This is a genomic window from Caballeronia sp. PC1 (assembly GCF_021353155.1).
GTDB classification, from domain to species: domain Bacteria; phylum Pseudomonadota; class Gammaproteobacteria; order Burkholderiales; family Burkholderiaceae; genus Caballeronia; species Caballeronia cordobensis.
Window position 1 is genome coordinate 722,990 of the sequence record NZ_JAJUBH010000003.1, and the last position, 16,794, is coordinate 739,783.

At 65.0% G+C, this 16,794-nt stretch carries 15 protein-coding genes; 9 read left to right on the forward strand and 6 right to left on the reverse strand.

Going from position 1 to position 16,794, the window contains the following annotated elements; all coding sequences use genetic code 11:
* Positions 1–75: 75 nt before the first annotated feature.
* Positions 76–1,017: a LysR family transcriptional regulator gene (locus LY284_RS27995; RefSeq protein WP_045461822.1), complete on the reverse strand. Its 942-nt coding sequence runs from the start codon at positions 1,015–1,017 to the stop codon at positions 76–78.
* A gap of 186 nt (positions 1,018–1,203) precedes the next feature.
* On the opposite strand from LY284_RS27995, the gene LY284_RS28000 reads away from it, so the two are divergent.
* From LY284_RS28000 to LY284_RS28025, 6 genes are read left to right on the forward strand one after another with little or no spacing between them, the layout of a single operon-like run.
* On the forward strand, positions 1,204–3,249 hold the full coding sequence (locus LY284_RS28000; RefSeq protein WP_233389436.1) for a hydantoinase/oxoprolinase family protein: 2,046 nt from the start codon (positions 1,204–1,206) through the stop codon (positions 3,247–3,249).
* A 4-nt stretch (positions 3,250–3,253) separates the two neighbouring features.
* Positions 3,254–4,987 carry a hydantoinase B/oxoprolinase family protein gene (locus LY284_RS28005; protein WP_014252856.1) on the forward strand — a complete coding sequence of 578 codons (1,734 nt, stop codon included), beginning with the start codon at positions 3,254–3,256 and terminating at the stop codon, positions 4,985–4,987.
* Positions 4,984–6,153, forward strand: coding sequence for a CaiB/BaiF CoA-transferase family protein (locus tag LY284_RS28010; RefSeq protein ID WP_083973336.1), 1,170 nt, complete (start codon positions 4,984–4,986; stop codon positions 6,151–6,153). Before LY284_RS28005 ends, LY284_RS28010 begins: the two co-directional genes overlap by 4 nt.
* The gene (locus tag LY284_RS28015; protein WP_233389437.1) at positions 6,150–6,962 is read left to right on the forward strand and encodes an enoyl-CoA hydratase-related protein; all 813 of its coding nucleotides are present in this window, start codon (positions 6,150–6,152) and stop codon (positions 6,960–6,962) included. The genes LY284_RS28010 and LY284_RS28015 overlap by 4 nt, the downstream gene beginning before the upstream one ends.
* A gap of 34 nt (positions 6,963–6,996) precedes the next feature.
* Complete coding sequence (locus tag LY284_RS28020; RefSeq protein ID WP_014252853.1) at positions 6,997–8,358, forward strand: MFS transporter; 1,362 nt, start codon at positions 6,997–6,999, stop codon at positions 8,356–8,358.
* A gap of 12 nt (positions 8,359–8,370) precedes the next feature.
* Positions 8,371–9,312 carry a hydroxymethylglutaryl-CoA lyase gene (locus LY284_RS28025; RefSeq protein ID WP_233389439.1) on the forward strand — a complete coding sequence of 314 codons (942 nt, stop codon included), beginning with the start codon at positions 8,371–8,373 and terminating at the stop codon, positions 9,310–9,312.
* Between the two features lie 14 nt (positions 9,313–9,326).
* On the opposite strand, the gene LY284_RS28030 is transcribed toward LY284_RS28025, so the two are convergent.
* Positions 9,327–10,076 carry an alpha/beta hydrolase family protein gene (locus tag LY284_RS28030; RefSeq protein WP_233389441.1) on the reverse strand — a complete coding sequence of 250 codons (750 nt, stop codon included), beginning with the start codon at positions 10,074–10,076 and terminating at the stop codon, positions 9,327–9,329.
* 273 nt (positions 10,077–10,349) lie between these two features.
* Here LY284_RS28030 and LY284_RS28035 point away from each other — a divergent pair, with 273 nt between their 5' ends.
* Both LY284_RS28035 and LY284_RS28040 read left to right on the forward strand, forming a co-directional pair.
* The gene (locus LY284_RS28035) at positions 10,350–11,711 is read left to right on the forward strand and encodes an MFS transporter (RefSeq protein ID WP_014252850.1); all 1,362 of its coding nucleotides are present in this window, start codon (positions 10,350–10,352) and stop codon (positions 11,709–11,711) included.
* A 25-nt stretch (positions 11,712–11,736) separates the two neighbouring features.
* On the forward strand, positions 11,737–12,729 hold the full coding sequence (locus LY284_RS28040) for a D-2-hydroxyacid dehydrogenase family protein (RefSeq protein ID WP_233389443.1): 993 nt from the start codon (positions 11,737–11,739) through the stop codon (positions 12,727–12,729).
* An 80-nt stretch (positions 12,730–12,809) separates the two neighbouring features.
* Here the strand turns inward: LY284_RS28040 and LY284_RS28045 are convergent, their stop codons facing one another.
* The 3 genes from LY284_RS28045 to LY284_RS28055 form a co-directional block, all read right to left on the reverse strand.
* A complete protein-coding gene (locus LY284_RS28045; protein ID WP_014252848.1) occupies positions 12,810–13,013 on the reverse strand; it encodes a cold-shock protein in 204 nt (67 codons plus the stop codon).
* A 222-nt stretch (positions 13,014–13,235) separates the two neighbouring features.
* Positions 13,236–14,309: a PHB depolymerase family esterase gene (locus tag LY284_RS28050; protein ID WP_233389445.1), complete on the reverse strand. Its 1,074-nt coding sequence runs from the start codon at positions 14,307–14,309 to the stop codon at positions 13,236–13,238.
* Between the two features lie 34 nt (positions 14,310–14,343).
* The gene (locus LY284_RS28055) at positions 14,344–14,760 is read right to left on the reverse strand and encodes a CopG family transcriptional regulator (protein WP_014252846.1); all 417 of its coding nucleotides are present in this window, start codon (positions 14,758–14,760) and stop codon (positions 14,344–14,346) included.
* A 148-nt stretch (positions 14,761–14,908) separates the two neighbouring features.
* On the opposite strand from LY284_RS28055, the gene LY284_RS28060 reads away from it, so the two are divergent.
* Complete coding sequence (locus LY284_RS28060; RefSeq protein ID WP_233389446.1) at positions 14,909–15,814, forward strand: hypothetical protein; 906 nt, start codon at positions 14,909–14,911, stop codon at positions 15,812–15,814.
* A 3-nt stretch (positions 15,815–15,817) separates the two neighbouring features.
* Here LY284_RS28060 and LY284_RS28065 read toward each other — a convergent pair whose 3' ends face one another.
* Entirely contained in the window at positions 15,818–16,765 is a 948-nt protein-coding gene (locus tag LY284_RS28065) for an ABC transporter substrate-binding protein (protein WP_233389448.1), read from the reverse strand.
* Positions 16,766–16,794 lie beyond the last annotated feature (29 nt).

Below are 16,794 nucleotides of genomic sequence, written 5' to 3' on the forward strand. Positions count from 1 at the left end.
GGTGACGGGTTATATCCGCGACTATATTACGCTTGCGCGGATATGACATGCCCATTCGCGCATGTCCGTCATCGCCTAACGAAGCTGCTCGTCGCGCTTTTGCTTGCATAGCTCGATGAAGCGCTGCACCGGCGCGGTCGCCGTGGCGCCGCGCCGCGTGGCGATGCCGTACGGCGCGCCGCGGCGCTCGATCTGGATCGGCAGCACCGCCATCATGCCGTGCGCCTGGAAGTACTGCGCGACTTTCAGCGGCATCAGCGCGACGGTGCCGTCGCTCGCCCGCAGCAGCGACAAGGTCGCGAACGTCGACGACGTTTCGATGGCGTAGCGCGGGAACGGAATCTCGGCGTCGTCGAAAAGCTGTTCGAGCAGCGAGCGCATCGGCAGGGCGGCTTGCGGCACGATCCAAGGATTGTCGGCAAGGTCCGCGAGCGACAGGTGCTGCACGTTCGCCAGCGGATCGGCGCCGTCCGTCACCAGACAGACTTCCTCCACTTCGAGCGGAATGAAATCGTAAGCCTCCGGATGGACGCTGATGCTCGGACGCCCGATAACCAGATCGAGCAGGCGCTGATCGAGCATCGACAGTAGCCGCGCACTGTTGTCCTCCCAGACTTCGACGGACACGTCCGGCTGAACCTGCCGCAACGAGCGCAGGATGGGCGCGAGCCATTCGGGCATCGAGCCCATGACCGCGCCGATGGCGAGCATGCCGCCGCCGCCGCGCATGATGGCCGCGAGCTCGTCGCGCAGTGCGCCGATCTCGGAACGCACGGCGCGCGCGTGACGGATCACGCAGCGTCCGAGCTCGTTCGGCACGATGCCGCGCGGCGAGCGCGCGAACAGTTCCGTGCCGAACATCGCCTCGATTTCGCGCAGCGACTTGGTTGTCGCGGGCTGCGAGAGCGACACCTGCTGCGCCGCCTTGCGCAGCGAGCCGTGGTCGTCCAGCGCAATCAGGAGCGCGACGTGATTGCCGCGCAGCCGCCTCAATATCGCATCGATACTGGTTATCACCGATATAACTCCAGGGTCTCACCTGATCGGAAGGTTTCATTATCTGGCCGCGTCGATGCCTCTTTAAACTGGCTCGGTCGAAGTTCGTCACGGCCCGGCGCTCGACGGCGCGGCTCGATCATGCCGGAACACACGCGGCGTGGGCAAGCGAACCGGAAATCAGGCATCCACATGGAGAGAAGCAAATTGAAAAGAATCGGACTCGATGTCGGCGGCACCTTCACCGATGTCGTGATGGTGGACGATGAGACAGGGCGCATCTGGTCGACCAAGGTGCCGACGACGCCGAAGGATCGCGTCATCGGCACCATCGAAGGCTTTCGCAAGATTCTCGAACTCTCGGGGGCCGATAGCGCGGAGGTCGCGTTCCTCGGCCACGGCACGACGATGGCGACCAACATGGTCGTCGAAGGCACGGGCGCGAAGACCGCGCTCGTCACGACGCGCGGCTTTCGCGACATTCTCGAACTGCGGCGCGTTTCGCGTCACGATCGCGCCGATCTCTACGATCTGCTGTTCGACAATCCGCGTCCGCTCGTCGAGCGGCGCTGGCGGCTCGAAGTGAACGAGCGCCTGCGCTACGACGGCAGCGTCGAAACGCCGCTCGATCACGCGCAGCTCGAAGCGCTCGCCGATCAGATCCGCGCGTCGGATGTCGAAGCCGTCGCCGTGTGCTTTCTGCACGCGCATGTGAATCCGGCGCACGAACGCGAAGCCGTCGAAACGCTGCGCCGCCTGTTGCCGGACCACTTCATCTGCGCTTCGCACGAAGTGAATCCGGAGTCGATGGAATACGAGCGTGCCAGCTCGACTGTCATCAACGCGATGCTCGGGCCCGTGTGCGGGCGCTATATCGGCCGGCTCATCGGCGCGCTGGCGCACCATGGCTTCGCGGGCAAGTTCCTTTTCATGCAGTCGAACGGCGGTCTCGCAAGTCCGGCGATGGTCGCGGACAAACCCATCGTGCTGCTCGAATCGGGGCCGGCGGGCGGCGTGTCGGCGGCGATCCGCAACTGCGAGAAGAGCGAACTGAAGAACGCGATTCTCGGCGACATGGGCGGCACGACGTTCGACGTCTCGCTGATCCGCGACTTCCGCCCCGAACTGCGCAACAAGAGTCTGCTGCATACCTATACGGTGCGCTCGCCCAGCATCGACATCGATTCGGTCGGCGCGGGCGGCGGCTCGATCGTGTGGATCGACGCGGGCGGCGGCGTGCGCATCGGACCGGAAAGCGCGGGCGCGGACCCCGGCCCCGCGTGCTACGGACGCGGCGGCACGCGGCCGACCGTCACCGACTGCAATCTCGTGCTCGGCTATATCGATCCCGACAGCTTCCTCGGCGGCGAATTCAAGCTCGACGCACAAGCCGCATGGCGCGTCGTCGACGAAGTCATCGCCCAGCCGCTCGGCGTTTCCGTGCCGGAAGCCGCGCAAGTCGTGCGCTCCGTCGCCAACGCGCTGATGGCGCAGGCCATCCGCATCATGACGGTCGAGCGCGGCTACGATCCGCGCGAGTTCTCCTATATCTGCTATGGCGGCGCGGGGCCGGTGCACGCGGTCGATCTGGCGCACGAAATGGGTATCCGCCGCGTGGTGATTCCGCCGCTGCCGGGCCTTTTCAGCGCATTCGGCATGACGGTCGCGGACCAGCAATACGACTATCAGCGCCCGCTCGAAAGCGATCTCGCGATGATCGACGACGCCGCGCTGCACGCCGCGCTCGACGAACTGACCACGCAAGGCATGGAGGAGCTGCAGCGCCACGACGTGGACGCGGAGGGCGTGAAGGTCGTGCGCCTCGCCGATTGCCGCTACGCGGGCCAGCCCGACGTCATCACGGTCGAAGTGCAGGGCGAGGCGCAAGGCATTCGCGAAGCGCTCGCGCAGGCCTTCGAGGACGCGCATCTGCGGCAATGGAACTTCATCAGCAAGGACAAGCCGGTGGTGGTCGCCAACGTGCGCCTGCAACTCGTGACGACGACCGGCTGGCGCGGCGGCGTCGCGAGCGCGGACGGCGGCGAGTTGCCCAAGCCGGTGCGCACCCGCGAGGTGTATTTCGATGGCGGCGTGCGCACCTTGCCCGTCTTCGCCCGCATGCAGATTCCAGTCGGCGCGACGATCGAAGGGCCGGCGGTCATCGAGGAGCACAGCAGTTGCGCCGTGCTGAAGGCGTCGCACGTCGCGCGCGTCGATTCCGATCTCAATCTCGTCATCGAACTGGCAGCCTGAATATATGGACATCGTCACTTACGAAATCATCCGCAGCAGTCTCTTCGCGGTCGCGCGTGAAATGAAGATCGCGATGATGCGCACCGCCGGCAGCCCGCTCATGCACGCGAGCGGCGATTCGTCGGCCGCCATCTTCGACGCCGACATGCAGCTCGTCGCGCAAGGCAACGACATTCCGACGATGCTCGGCTCGGCCGTCATCTCGACGCGCGTGTCGGTCGAAGCGGTCGGACGCGAGAACCTGCGCCCCGGCGACGTGATCGTCAGCAACGACGCCTATGTGGGCGGCGGCAATCATCAGCCGGACGTGCAGTTCACGCGGCCCGTGTTCGCGGGCGGCGAGATCGTCGCGTTCGTGATGACGCGCGGCCACTGGACGGATATCGGCGGGCAGTCGCCGGGCAGCTATACCGTCACGACGTGGGACGTGTTCGCCGAAGGCATCCGCATTCCGCCGGTGTTTCTCTATCGCAACGACGAGCCGGTGCAGGACATGCTCAACCTGCTCACGCGAAACAGCCGCAACGCGCACGAACTGCGGCTCGACATTCAGGCGCAGTACGCGGGCACGTATGTGGGCGACCGCCGCATCGGCGAACTGGTCGCGAAGTACGGCGCCGAAGCGCTGCGCGACGTGATGAGCCAGAGCCTCGATCACTCGGAAAAGCTGATTCGCGCGGAGATTGCGCGCATTCCCGACGGCATCTACGAAGCGGAAGAGTATCTCGATCCGATCGAAGCGCCGGGCTGGAAGCAGGAGCGGCCGCTGCTGAAGGTGAAGATCACCAAGACGGGCGATCAGATTACCTTCGACTACACCGGCACCGGCCCGCAGGCGCGCGGCGGCATCAACTGTCCGCTTTCGGTGACGTGCAACAGCACCTGGTTCACCGTGAAGGCGCTGACCGATCCCGGCATTCCGATCAATCAGGGCTGCTATCGGCCGGTGACGATCATCGCGCCCGAAGGCAGCGTGCTGAACTGCCGCTATCCGGCGTCGGTCGTCTCGGGCAATACGGAGACCTCGCCGCGCGTGATCGATCTATTGCTGAAGGCGCTCGCGCCGGCGGTGCCGGAGCGCATCACCGGGCAAAGCAACTGCGCGTCGTGCGCGGGGATTTTCAGCGGACGCGATACCGATCCGGCGCGCATTGCCCGCACCGGCCAGGAATTCGTCACCATGCACGACGTCCACGCGGGCGGCATGGGCGCGCGCGCGGGCAAGGACGGCGTGAGCGGCGTGCGCGTCTATGTGGGCAACGCGGGCAGCCAGTCGGTCGAGATGATCGAAGCGACCTCGCCGCTGATGGTCGAGGAATGGTCGCTCGTCACCGACAGCGGCGGCGCGGGCCGCCGGCGCGGCGGGCTGACGTCGCGGCGCGTGTATCGCGTCGAGTATGACGAAGCCACCTTCACCGTTTCCGGCGAACGCGGACGGTCGGCGCCCGAAGGCCACTTCGGCGGCGAGCCTGGCACGCGCTTTCACTGCGTCGTGGCGCGCGCGGACGGCAGCGAGCACAAGGTGGCGGCGAAGGGCGGGCAGACGGTGGTGTATCGCGGCGATCGCGTGACCGTGCAGCCCGCGGGCAGCGGCGGCTATGGCGACCCGCGCGAGCGCGAGCAGGCGCGCATCGACGCCGATATCGCCGATGGCTACGTCAGCGCCGAAGCTGCCGCGCAACGTTACGGTCAGGCGCAGCAAAATGTCGATTCACCGCTCGAAGTCACCGCCGAATGAGCATGAACGAAACCATGAGCCAGTCCCTGCCGCTCGCGGGCGTGTGCGTGATCGAGATCGGCCACAGTCTCGCCGCGCCGTATGCGGGCATGATCCTGGGTTCGCTGGGCGCGGAGGTCATCAAGATCGAGAGCGCGGAGCACGGCGACTACGCGCGCGACTGGGGCCCGCCCTTTGTCGATGGCGCGGCCGCGCTGTTTCATGCGGTGAATCACGGCAAGCAGAGCATCGCGATGTCGCTGTCGAATCCCGATGAAGCGCAGGCGTTGCGCGAGCTGATCGCGCGCCGCGCCGATGTCGTGCTGCAGAACCTGAAGGCGGGCGGCACCGAGAAGTACGGTCTCGGCGGCGAACAGATGCTGCGCATGAAGCCGTCGCTCGTCTACTGCAATCTCGGCGCGTTCGGCACGGCGGGGCCGTTGCGCGACAAGCCCGGCTACGACCCGCTCGTGCAGGCGCTCTCCGGCCTGATGAGCTTTCTCGGCCAGCCGGGCGAGCCGCTGTCGCGCATCCCGGTGTCGGTGAACGATATGGGCACGGGGCTCTGGGCGGCTATCGGCGTGCTCGCCGCGCTCTTCCGACGCCAGGCGACAGGCGCGGGCGAAGTCGTGTCGGTGTCGCTGTACGAGACCGCGATCAGCTGGGCGGGCATCCAGATCGCCGACTATCTCGCTTCGGGCGTGCTGCCGGGGCGCTGGGGATCGGGGACGGCCGCGATCGTGCCGCATCAGGCCTTCGAGTGCGCGGACGGCACCATCATGGTCGCGGCGGGCAACGACCGCCTGTTCCGCCGCCTGTGCGACGTGCTCGCGGTCCCCGCGCTCGCCGACGACGCGCGCTTCGTCACGAACGGCGCGCGCGTGAGCAACCGGGTCGAGCTGATCGACCTGCTGCACGCCGAGTTCGGCAAGCAGAGCAGCGCGCACTGGCTCGATGCGCTCGATCAGGCCGGCATTCCCTGCGGGCCGATCCAGACCATCGATCAGGTCGTGGAGCACGAGCAGACCCGCGCGCTCGACCTGTTGCGCACCACCGACGACGGCGCGGCCACGGTGGTCGGCGTGCCGATCTCGTTCGGCGGCGCGCGGCCCGCGCACACCGGCGTCACGCCCAAGCTCGGCGAACACAACCATCTGCTGACGAAGAACCCCCTGGAGACATCTTGAAACTTGCATCGCAACTGGTCGGCGCGCTCGGCACGCTGACGCTCGAAGAGATCGACGAGCAGATTCTCGTCGTCAAGCTGAACCGCCCGGAAGTCTCGAATGCGATCAGCACGACGATGGGCGAGGAAATCATCCGCGTATTCGGCGCGCTCGAAGCGGCCCCGGCGCTGTATCGCTGCGTGATCCTGACGGGCGCGGGCGAGCGCGCGTTTTGCGGCGGCGCGGACCTCAAGCAGCGCGAAGGCATGACCGACGAGCAATTCGGCGTGCAGCACTATCTGTTCGAGCGCATGAACCGCGCGCTCACGTATTGCCCGGTGCCGGTCATCTGCGCGGCGAACGGCGCGGCGGTGGCGGGCGGACTGGAACTGCTGCTCGCCTGCGACTTCGCGTATGCCGCGGCGAACGCGGTGTTCGGCTTCACCGAAGTCAAGCGCGGCATCATGCCGGGCGGCGGCGGCACGCAGCAACTGCCGCGCACCATCGGCACGCGGCGCGCGAAGGAGCTGATTTTCCGCGGCGCGAAGTTCACGGCGCAGGAGGCGCTCGCGTGGGGCGTCGTCAACCGGCTGTGCGAGCCGGGGCGCGTGCTCGCCGACGCCATCGACGCGGCGCGCGATATCTGCACGAGCGCGCCGCTTTCGGTCGCGCAGGCGAAGAAGGCAATCGACCTCGGCATGCAGGGCGATTTGCGCACCGGGCTGTATCTGGAAATCGAAGCGTACAACCGGCTGATTCCGACCGAGGACCGTCTCGAAGGCATCAGCGCCTACAACGAGAAGCGCTCGCCCCGATTCAAAGGCCGCTAGACCAAGACCCGGATTCACCGGAGGAGACACATACATGACACCCGAAATCGGCAGCTTCGACAGGCCAAAGGCCGAAGCGACCTACGGCAAGATCACGCGCAGGCTCATACCGTTCCTGTTCCTGTGCTACGTGTTCGCGTTTCTCGATCGCATCAACATCGGTATCGCGCAGCTCGACATGAAGCACGACGTGGGCTTCAGCGACCTCACCTACAGCATCGGCGCGGGCATCTTCTTTCTCGGCTACGTGCTGATGGAAGTGCCGAGCAATCTGCTGCTTGCGCGCATCGGCGTGAAGCGCACCTTCTCGCGCATCATGATCCTGTGGGGCTTGATCGCGGCGGGCACGGCGTTCGTCACGCTGCCTTCGCATCTCTACACCGTGCGCTTCTTTCTCGGGCTCGCGGAGGCGGGGCTTTATCCCGGCGTGATCTTCTATCTCACGCGCTGGTATCCGGTCGAGCGGCGCGCCAAGGTGATCGCCATCTTCACGTGTGCGACGGGCATCGCGGGCCTGTTCGGCGGGCCGCTGTCGGGCGCGCTGATGACCTACTTCAACGGCTACGGCGGCCTGCACGGCTGGCAGTGGATGTTCATCGTGCAGGGCTTGCCGGCGAGCGTGCTCGGCGTGATCGCGTTCTTCTTTCTCGATGACGGCCCGCAGCAGGCGAAGTGGCTCACCGAAAGCGAAAAGGCGGTCGTGCTCGCCGACATTCGCAAGAGTTCGAGCGTCTCGGCCAAACACGCGGAGCACACGTTCGGCCGTGCGCTGAAGGATTTTCGCGTCTACGTGATGGGCTTCGTCTGGTTCACGCAGATCGCCGGCGTGTTCGCGATCGGCTTCTGGCTGCCGACGCTCATCAAGAGCGCGGGCGTGTCGAGCGCGCTGCAGATCGGCTGCTATTCGGCGATTCCGTATTTCGTGAGCTGGATCGCGCTCATCATGCTGAACCGTCATTCGGACCGCACCATGGAGCGGCGCTGGCACTGCGCCGTCGCGATGGTGTTCGGCGCGGCGGGTCTCGTCGTCGCGGCGTTCACGACGGGCAATCTCGCGCTCTCGCTGGTGGCGCTTTCAGTGGCGACGGCGGGCATTCTCGCGCCCAATCCGCTGATCTGGGCGATCTCCACCGACTACATCCGCGGCAGCGGCGCGGCGGGCGGCGTTGCGGTGATCAACTGCGTGGGCCTGCTCGGCGGCTTCGTCAGCCCGATGATCATCGGCTCGATCAAGACCATGACCAACAGCATGGCGGGCGGTCTCGGCGCGATCGCGTTTCTGATGGTGCTCGGCGCCATCGCCGCCGTGGTGCTCGCGCCGTCGACCTCGGGCGTCGCGGCTGCCGTCGGACATGCGGACGAAGGCGGCGATGCGGTCGCGGACCCGACCATCTGAACTGGAGAGCACATGAAAGACAACGAAAGAGACGTGGAGATTCGCGAAGTCGGCCTGCGCGATGGCTTGCAGATGGTGCGCACCATCCTCACAAGCGCGCAGAAGCTGGAATGGTGCGCGCGCCTCGTCGATGCGGGCGTGACCGATATCGAAGTGACATCGTTCGTGCCGCCGAAAGTCGTGCCGCAATTCGCGGACGCGGTCGAAGTCGCCGCGGGCGCGCTCGCCATCGAAGGCCTTCACGCCGCGGCGCTGGTGCCGAACCTGAAGGGCGCGCAACGCGCCTTCGACGTGGGCCTGAACAAGGTGCATTACGTGCTGTCGGCGAGCAACGAGCACAACCTGAAGAACGTGCGGCGCAGCACGGCGGAGTCGGTCGAGGACTTCGTGCGCATCGCGGCGGCGCGCGACGAACTGGGCCGCAACATCGTGCTCGGCGCGGGCGTGGCGACCGCGTTCGGCTGCACGATCGCGGGCAAGGTCGAGGAAAGCATCGTGCTCGGCCTCATCGAAACGCTGATCGAGGCCGGCGCGCGCGAAATCACCATCGCCGATACGGTGGGCTACGCCAATCCCGCGCAGGTGTATGCGCTCATGCGGCAGGTGCTGACGCTTGCCGGGCCGGTGCCCGTCGCCTGTCACTTTCACGATACGCGCGGTCTGGGTCTCGCCAACGTCATGGCCGCGCTCGATGCGGGCGTGCGCGCGTTCGATGCCTCGCTCGGCGGGCTTGGCGGCTGTCCGTTCGCGCCCAACGCGACGGGCAACATCAATACCGAAGACACGGTGTTCATGCTCGAAGCGCAAGGGCTAAGCACCGGCATCGATATCGACAGGCTGCTGGCGATTCGCGAGACGATCGCCTCATGGCTGCCGGGCGAGCCGTTCACGGGCGCGATCGCTCGCGCGGGGCTGCCGAAGACTTTCGTGCATCCGGAGGCGATCGCCGCCTAGCTTCGCCCGGAGGCTCAGGTCGTCGCGGCGAGCCGTTCGAGCAGATCGGCGAGCAGGCCGGGCGCGAGCACCATCGCGTCATGGCCTGTGTCGATGCTTTCCCAGCCCCAGGCCGGATAGTGCGAGCGCACATGCTCGCGCACGGGCGCGAGCGTCTCGTACGAAGGATTGGCGCAATGCACGTAGGTGCAGGGCAGCCCGTTGCCGAGCGGATGATCGAGCCGAAGCGGCGTAGCATACGTTGCAAGCGGATGCGGCGTGAGCCGCCGATGCACCCACGCCGCACGCGGATGATCGTCCGGAATGCCCGTGCCCTTCAATCCATTGACGGGCATCGCGAGCGGCTGGCCGCTCGCCCTGACCGATTCCTTGCGCTCCTCGACGACGCTCGCGGGCAGCACATCGAACGCGCATTGCCCGCTTTCGACGAGCAGGCTGTCGAGAAACACGACCGTGCGCAGCGCGTGCGAAATGCGGTCGGCGACGCCCGACGCAACCAGCCCGCCGTAGCTGTGGCCCACCAGCACGACATCGCGCAATTCCTCTGCCTCGATGACGTTGACGATATCGGCGATATTCACATCGAGCGACGTCGCCGATGCCACCAGATGATGGCGCTCGCCGAGTCCGGTCATGGTCGGCGCGAGGACGCGATGGCCGCGCGCGCTCAGTTCGTCCATGATGGATCGCCAGACCCAGCCGCCGTGCCACGCGCCGTGAATCAGTACGAAGTTGAGCGAGTTGTTCGGTGCACTGCTGTTCAAGTCGGTCTCCTGATCGATGTGGGCGCGAGAGATGAGGCGGACAAATCGTCTCAGAGATGGAGCCGCCGCGCAACGGCGCCAATTACTGGTTATCACCGATATAACCCGCGCGTCTCACCTGATCGGTACTTTTCATTATCGTCGCGCATCGATGTTTCTTAGACTGGCGGCATTGCTGGAACCTCGCGTTGTCGCTTCCGGCGAAGCATGTAGGGATGGAGCAGTAGTGAATCGATCACATTAGTCCAAGCCGCAAAAACATGGAGACAGCGAGTGAACCAGTCCGTTCTAGATTCCGATCCGACGTCAGCCGATGCGCTGACTGCCGGCCCGATAGCGAGCGCCGAAGAGCGCGCGCTCTACCTGCGGGTCACGCTTCGCATCGTGCCCTTGCTGTTCGTGTGTTATGTCGTCGCGTTTCTGGACCGCATCAATGTCGGCTATGCGAAATTGCAGATGCAGGACGCGCTCGGCTTCAGCGATAGCGTGTACGGCCTCGGCGCGGGCATCTTCTTTCTGTCGTACTGTCTGCTGGAAGTGCCGAGCGCCATGCTGCTGAGGCGCATGGGCGCGAAGAAAACCATCGCGCGCATCATGATCTGCTGGGGCATCGTCGGGGCGTGCTCGGCTTTCGTCACGAACGTCACGCAGTTCTATATCGTCCGCCTGCTGCTGGGCGTGTTCGAAGCGGGCTTCTTTCCTGGCGTGATTTTCTATCTGAGCTCGTGGTTTCCGGAAAGACGGCGCGGCGTGATCATCGCCTGCTTCATGGTCGGGTTTCCGGTTGCGGGTATCGTCGGCGGCCCGGTGTCGGGATGGGCGATGACGAGTCTCGCTCACGTCGCCAATCTCGCCGGATGGCAATGGCTTTATATCGTCGAGGCATTGCCGGCGGTCGTGCTCGGCCTCGTCACCTTGCTGCTGCTGGACGACAACATCGACAAGGCGAAATGGCTGACCGATGCCGAGAAGGGCGTGCTTCGGCAGGGCTTCGAAATCGAGATGGAGCGCAAGCGCAAGATCGGGCAGCACGGCCATGCGAAACTCGCCGAGGCGCTCGCGGACCCGAAAGTCTATATGCTCGCGTTCATCGATTTCGCGTTTGTCTGCGGAACGTATTCGGTGACGTTCTGGCTTCCGACTGTCATGAAAGACTCGGGCATCTCGAACCTTTCCCTGCTCGGGTGGCTATCCGTCATTCCCTACGGCATGGGCGCAATCGGTATGGTCGCGATCAGCCGAAGCTCCGATCGCATGCTCGAACGGCGGTGGCATGCGGCGATTGCGGGTTTCATCGGCGCGGCCGCCTTGCTGCTGGTCTCGCATCCGACCAATTCTCCCGCTTTGACCGTCGCGCTGCTGACGGTGGCCTGCGTCGGCATCTTCGCGACCAATGTGCTCATCTGGTCGCTCGCGGCGGATTATCTGAACGGCGCGCCGGCGGCTGCGACGAGCATCGCTTTCGTCAACTGCATCGGCTTGCTCAGCGGCTTTTGCAGCCCCTTCGTGATCGGATGGCTCAAGACCATGACGGGCTCGCTCAACAGCGGCCTCTACGTGATGACGGCCATACTCGTGTCGGGGATTTTCGTCATGCTGTTTGGCTTTCGGCGCCATACAGAAGCGCGGGCTTGATCCGCATTGAACGGACTGAAAACACATGCACAACATTGCCATTCTCGATGATTTCCAGAACACCGCGCTGCGGTTCGGCGACTGGAACGGCTTGCGCGAGCGCGCCAATATCACCGTTTTCACGAACACGATCGGCGACGAGGACGCGCTGGTCGAGCGTCTGCAACCCTACGACATTCTTTGCGTCATGCGTGAGCGCACCTGGTTCACGCGCAGCGTCCTGTCGCGGCTGCCGAATCTGAGGCTGCTGGCGAGCACGGGACCGTGGAACGCGGCCATCGATATCGAAGCGGCCCATGAACTCGGCATCACGGTGTGCGGAACGGCATCATCGCCAACGGCCGCGGCGGAACTTGCGTGGGCGCTCATCCTCGCCGCGACGCGGCATATTCCGGAGGAAGTCGCGTCGTTCAGGAAGGGCGGCTGGCAAGTTTCGGTGGGCGGCGACCTGCATGGCAAAACCATCGGCCTGCTGGGTCTGGGCTACACCGGCGGCGCGACCGCGCGGGTGGCGCAGGCTTTCGGCATGCGCACGATCGCGTGGAGCCAGAACATGACGCGGGAGTCGGCGGCGCAGCATGGCGCGTTGTACGTCTCGAAGGAAGAACTGCTTGCGACAAGCGATATTCTTTCGGTTCACGTGCGCCTGTCGGAGCGCACGCGAAACCTGATCGGCCGCGCGGAACTGGCGTCGATGCCACGGCACGCGCTACTGGTGAACACGGCACGCGGACCGATCGTCAACGAGCAAGCGTTGATCGAGGCTTTGCGTGAAAAGCGGATTGCAGGCGCGGCGCTCGATGTTTTCGATCAGGAGCCGTTGCCCGCGGAGCACCCGTTCCGGACGCTGGACAACGTGATCGCGACGTCGCATATCGGTTACGTGACCGACGAGTCTTATCGCCTTTACTACGGCGAATCGGTCGAAAACATCCGGGCCTGGATCAGCGGCGCGCCGGTGCGCGTGCTGACGCCCACGAAACGCGAGATCAGTTATTTCGCGGCGAGTCCGGCTTAAAGCGTCGCACAAATGAAAAGGGCCTCCGGAAGGAGGCCCCATGAACAGGGTTCGCGATCGGAACCCGTGTCCTGCGACGATCAGAGCGGCTTGATGTTCGCAGCTTGCAGTCCCTTGGGACCGCGCTTCGTCTCGTAGCTCACCTTCTGGTTTTCAGCCAGGGTCTTGAAGCCATCGGCGCGAATTTCGGAAAAGTGAGCGAAAAGATCTTCGCCGCCGTTGTCGGGCGTGATGAAGCCAAAGCCCTTCGTGTCATTGAACCATTTGACGATACCGGTATCCATCTGGAATCCTTAGATAATTTTGATGTTAAACATACGTTCCGCAAGGGAACTGGAGAAGCAGCAAGGAGGGAGTGGACAACGAATACCGCCAGGGAAAAAACGGACATTGATGAGCAGCAATCGAACTTCTTGAGTACTTCTGGGCCAGCAGTGTACCAATTCTGACAAAATCGGTCAAGCGCGCGGCAGCGCCGAGATGAACGGCACCGCCGCGCGCTTCATTCAGTGACGACGAGGGTGTTGCAGGAAGAATCGCACCATCTCGGCGCTGGCGTCGGGGCCGGCGGGATCCGTATAGCTTCCGCGCGAAGAACCGCCGGACCACGCGTGGGGCGCGCCGTGGATCGTCCAGAGTTCGGCGTTCACGCCGGATCGTGACTTCATGTGCCGAACCGTGTGTTTTCGTCCGCCGCCATGACCGGCCGATGCGCCTTCCGCGATCACTTCATTCGCCGAGAATTCGCGTAAGAGTTCGGTCGCGTTGGCGGGATGAACCGTCGCATCCGCATCGCCGTGAAATACGATGAGCGGAGACCGGGAAGTCCGGCTATCGTCGGTGTCCGCGCGCCCGGCCTTGCGCGCCTTGGAATGCGCCTTGCCGCCGCGCATCGCCGCCAGCGCGGACGGCAAGTCGTGCGCGCACCCGACTGGCAGGCCCGAATGAACGCCTGCCGCCGCATACAAATCGGGATAAGTCTGCGCGAGGATCGCCGCCATCGCACCGCCCGCCGACAGGCCCGCCACGTAGACCCGTTCCGGATCGGCGTTGCAATTCGCCATCACCTCGCGCGTGATGCCCGCGATCAGCGCCGGCTCGCCGCGGTCGCGCTGCTGATCGGCGCGTCTGAACCAGTTCCAGCACTTCGACGCGTTCGCGCCCTGCGGCTGGATCGGATAAACGACGATAAATCCGTGTTTCTCGGCCAGCGCGTTCATCCGCGTGCCGGCTGCGAAGTCGTCCGCGTCCTGCGTGCAGCCATGCAGCATGACGATGAGCGGCAGAGGCTCACCGCCGCCGGAATGAGCGGGCACGTAGAGCTTGTAATCGCGCTGGCCAGCGGCGCTCGCATAGCGCCGCATGCTGAAATGCCCGCGTTCCTCCACGTCGGGCGCGGTGTGCGTCGAACGCGCGTGGGGGCGGGGTGGCAGGACGTCGGCGAAGGGTGTCGCGATCGCGTCCGTCTGTTCGCCGCGCATGGCGCGCTTCACGATCTCCGCCGCCGCGGCAGGGTCGTTGCTGCGAAAGCGGGCGAACGCCTCTTTCATCGAGTCCAAAAAGCCTTCGTTGAGTTTCATGTCGGTTCCGTTGTCGGGCATTGAGCCGGGCGCGCTACCGGATTCGGTCCGCGAGCGCCGCCTTGAGTGCCGGTGATGCATGGAGCGCGCCGCGAACGACGATCGAATCGATCGTCGCCAGCGCGAGTTCGGGCGAGACGTCAGTGGCGATGCTGGCGAGTCCCAGCACCTGAATCCTGAGCCGCTGATGGGCCGCGAGCGCCGCTTCGAGGTCGTGTTTCGAGAAATGCTGAAGGCCCAGCACGAATTCGCGGCGCGTCACCGTCTCCTTGACGGCCGGCGCGTGAATCGACAACTGATTGCGAATCGCCGTACGAATCAGGTCCGTGCGATTCGAGTAAAAGCCCTCTTCCACGAGCAGATCGATCTGGCCCAGATCGACCGGACCGAGATTGATCGTGATTTTTTCGGTTTCGCTGCCTCGCGAGCGATCCAACGCCTCTTTCTTCATTCAAACCTCCCGTTACCATCCATATGGATGGTTTTAGGCTGGTTTCAAGAGGGTGTCAATTTTTTTCGCCCGGACCGCGATTGCGCGGAAGATTCGCCGCTGGATTACGATGTTTCGTCCCTCACGGCATGTTTTCGGGAGAATTCGCATGAATCGGCGGGCGATGGCGGCGGTGGCAATGTCCATGTTCCTCGCGGCGTGCGGCTCGGTCGCGCCGGGCACGAGCGCGCAGCAAGTGCCGCTTTCCGGCACGCCGAACGGCGTAGCAGTGCGCGATGCGGACGGCGCGGTGTTCGTCACCGACGACAAATCGAACGGCATCGTGATGACATCGGATATCGGCGGGGGCGACTTTTCGCTGTACGCGCGCATTCCGGCCGCCGAGGGCGAGCGCACGGGCCTGAGCCAGATCGCGTTCGCGCCGAACGGGCATCTGCTGGTCGAGCGCTTCGGATTCGGCGCGGCGAGCGCGGTGTTCGATGTCGCGCCGAGCGGGCAGGTCGCGCTCGCATCGGACACGAACGCGGCGCGGCGGCGGCTGGGTCTGCTCGTACTCGACGGCGGCACGTTCCTGTCGAGCTGGTTCGTGAAGGAAGGCGATGCGCCCGCGAAGGGCGGCGTGAGCGTCATCACGCGCGGCACGGCGCCGCGGCAGGTGATCGAGCGCGATATCGTCACCGGCCTGGCGAAGCCCGTGGGTCTCGCCGCGGTCGCCGATGCGCTCTATATCAGCGATCAGGCCGCGAACCGCATCTACCAGGTGGATTTGCAGGCGGCGCGCGCCGCGAGCGCGCCGGTTCCCGCGAGCGATGTCTTCGCGACCGTCGATGCGCCCGACCTGCTGGCCGCGTCGCCCGACGGCACGCTCTACACGAAATGCGGCGCGCACGCCGTATGCAGCATTTCGAAGCGCGGCCGTCCGGCGGTCATCGCCGACGGCATCGGCGCGCCGCGCGGCGTCGCGGTGGATGTCGCGCGCAAACGGCTCATCGTCGTGGACCGGTCGAGCGCGCCGGACAAGCCGGGCGCGCTGCGCATCGTGCCGCTCAGATAGTCTTTAACGCGGCGACGACCAGCCCTTGTAGCTGCCGACGTTCTCGCGCGTGACGAGCGTGGACGGCAGCAGGATCGTCGTGTTGCCCGGCTTCTTGCCGTTCATCAGGTCATAGCCCACGCTCACCGCCTGCTGCGCCATGGCCCACGGGTCCTGACTCGCCGACGCCTGCACGAGCGTGTCGCTTTTCAGCGCGGTCTCGATATCCGGCGCGCCATCCACCGAGGTAATCACGATATTCCCGCGATGCAGCTGCTTCGCCGCGAGGTCCGTGCCGATCGCCTGCGGATCGTTGATCGCGAACACGCCGTCGAGCTTCGGGAAACGCGTGAGATAGCCCTGCATCGCGTTCATGCCGCCTTCGCGCGAGCCTTTCGCGTCCTGATCGTCGGACAGGATCTTGATGCCGGGATTCTTCGCGAGGACCGACTTGCAGCCCTTTACGCGGTCGATCACCGCCGACACCTGCGGCCCGTTTTCGATCACCACGTTGCCCTTGCCGTTCAGCTTCTTCGCCAGAAAGTCGCAGGAAATCTCGCCGGCCTGCACGTTGTTGGTCTGCACGGTCGCGTCCGCGCCCGCCGCCGCGACATCCACCGCGACCACGACGATGCCCGCCTTCTGCGCCTTCTTCACCGCCGGCTCGATCGCCTTCGGATCGACGGCGTTCAGCAGAATAATGTCGACGTGCGCCGAGATGAAGTTGTCGATCTGCGTGAACTGCTTGTTCATGTCGTAATCCGACGATACCGCCGTCACCTTGGCGTTCGGATTGATCGACTTGGCCTTGGCTTCCGCGCCCTTCGAGATGGTCACGAAATACGGATTGCCCAGCGATCCGACCGTGATGCCGATGGACTTCAGCTGCTTGTCGGCGGCTTGCGCGGATAGCGACATCGTGAATCCGAGCGCGAGTGCGACGCTGGCGAAAAGCTTATTGTGCTTGCGCATGTTGTTGTCTCCAGTTGGTCCGTTTATTG

What these genes read in the sequence shown, in the direction of transcription:
- LY284_RS28005 (WP_014252856.1), top strand. Translation starts at nt 3,254, where the DNA reads ATGGACATCGTCACTTACGAAATCATCCGCAGCAGTCTCTTCGCGGTC.
- LY284_RS28010 (WP_083973336.1), top strand. Translation starts at nt 4,984, where the DNA reads ATGAGCATGAACGAAACCATGAGCCAGTCCCTGCCGCTCGCGGGCGTG.
- LY284_RS28020 (WP_014252853.1), top strand. Translation starts at nt 6,997, where the DNA reads ATGACACCCGAAATCGGCAGCTTCGACAGGCCAAAGGCCGAAGCGACC.
- LY284_RS28025 (WP_233389439.1), top strand. Translation starts at nt 8,371, where the DNA reads ATGAAAGACAACGAAAGAGACGTGGAGATTCGCGAAGTCGGCCTGCGC.
- LY284_RS28040 (WP_233389443.1), top strand. Translation starts at nt 11,737, where the DNA reads ATGCACAACATTGCCATTCTCGATGATTTCCAGAACACCGCGCTGCGG.
- LY284_RS28045 (WP_014252848.1), bottom strand. Translation starts at nt 13,013, where the DNA reads ATGGATACCGGTATCGTCAAATGGTTCAATGACACGAAGGGCTTTGGC.
- LY284_RS28050 (WP_233389445.1), bottom strand. Translation starts at nt 14,309, where the DNA reads ATGAAACTCAACGAAGGCTTTTTGGACTCGATGAAAGAGGCGTTCGCC.
- LY284_RS28055 (WP_014252846.1), bottom strand. Translation starts at nt 14,760, where the DNA reads ATGAAGAAAGAGGCGTTGGATCGCTCGCGAGGCAGCGAAACCGAAAAA.
- LY284_RS28060 (WP_233389446.1), top strand. Translation starts at nt 14,909, where the DNA reads ATGAATCGGCGGGCGATGGCGGCGGTGGCAATGTCCATGTTCCTCGCG.
- LY284_RS28065 (WP_233389448.1), bottom strand. Translation starts at nt 16,765, where the DNA reads ATGCGCAAGCACAATAAGCTTTTCGCCAGCGTCGCACTCGCGCTCGGA.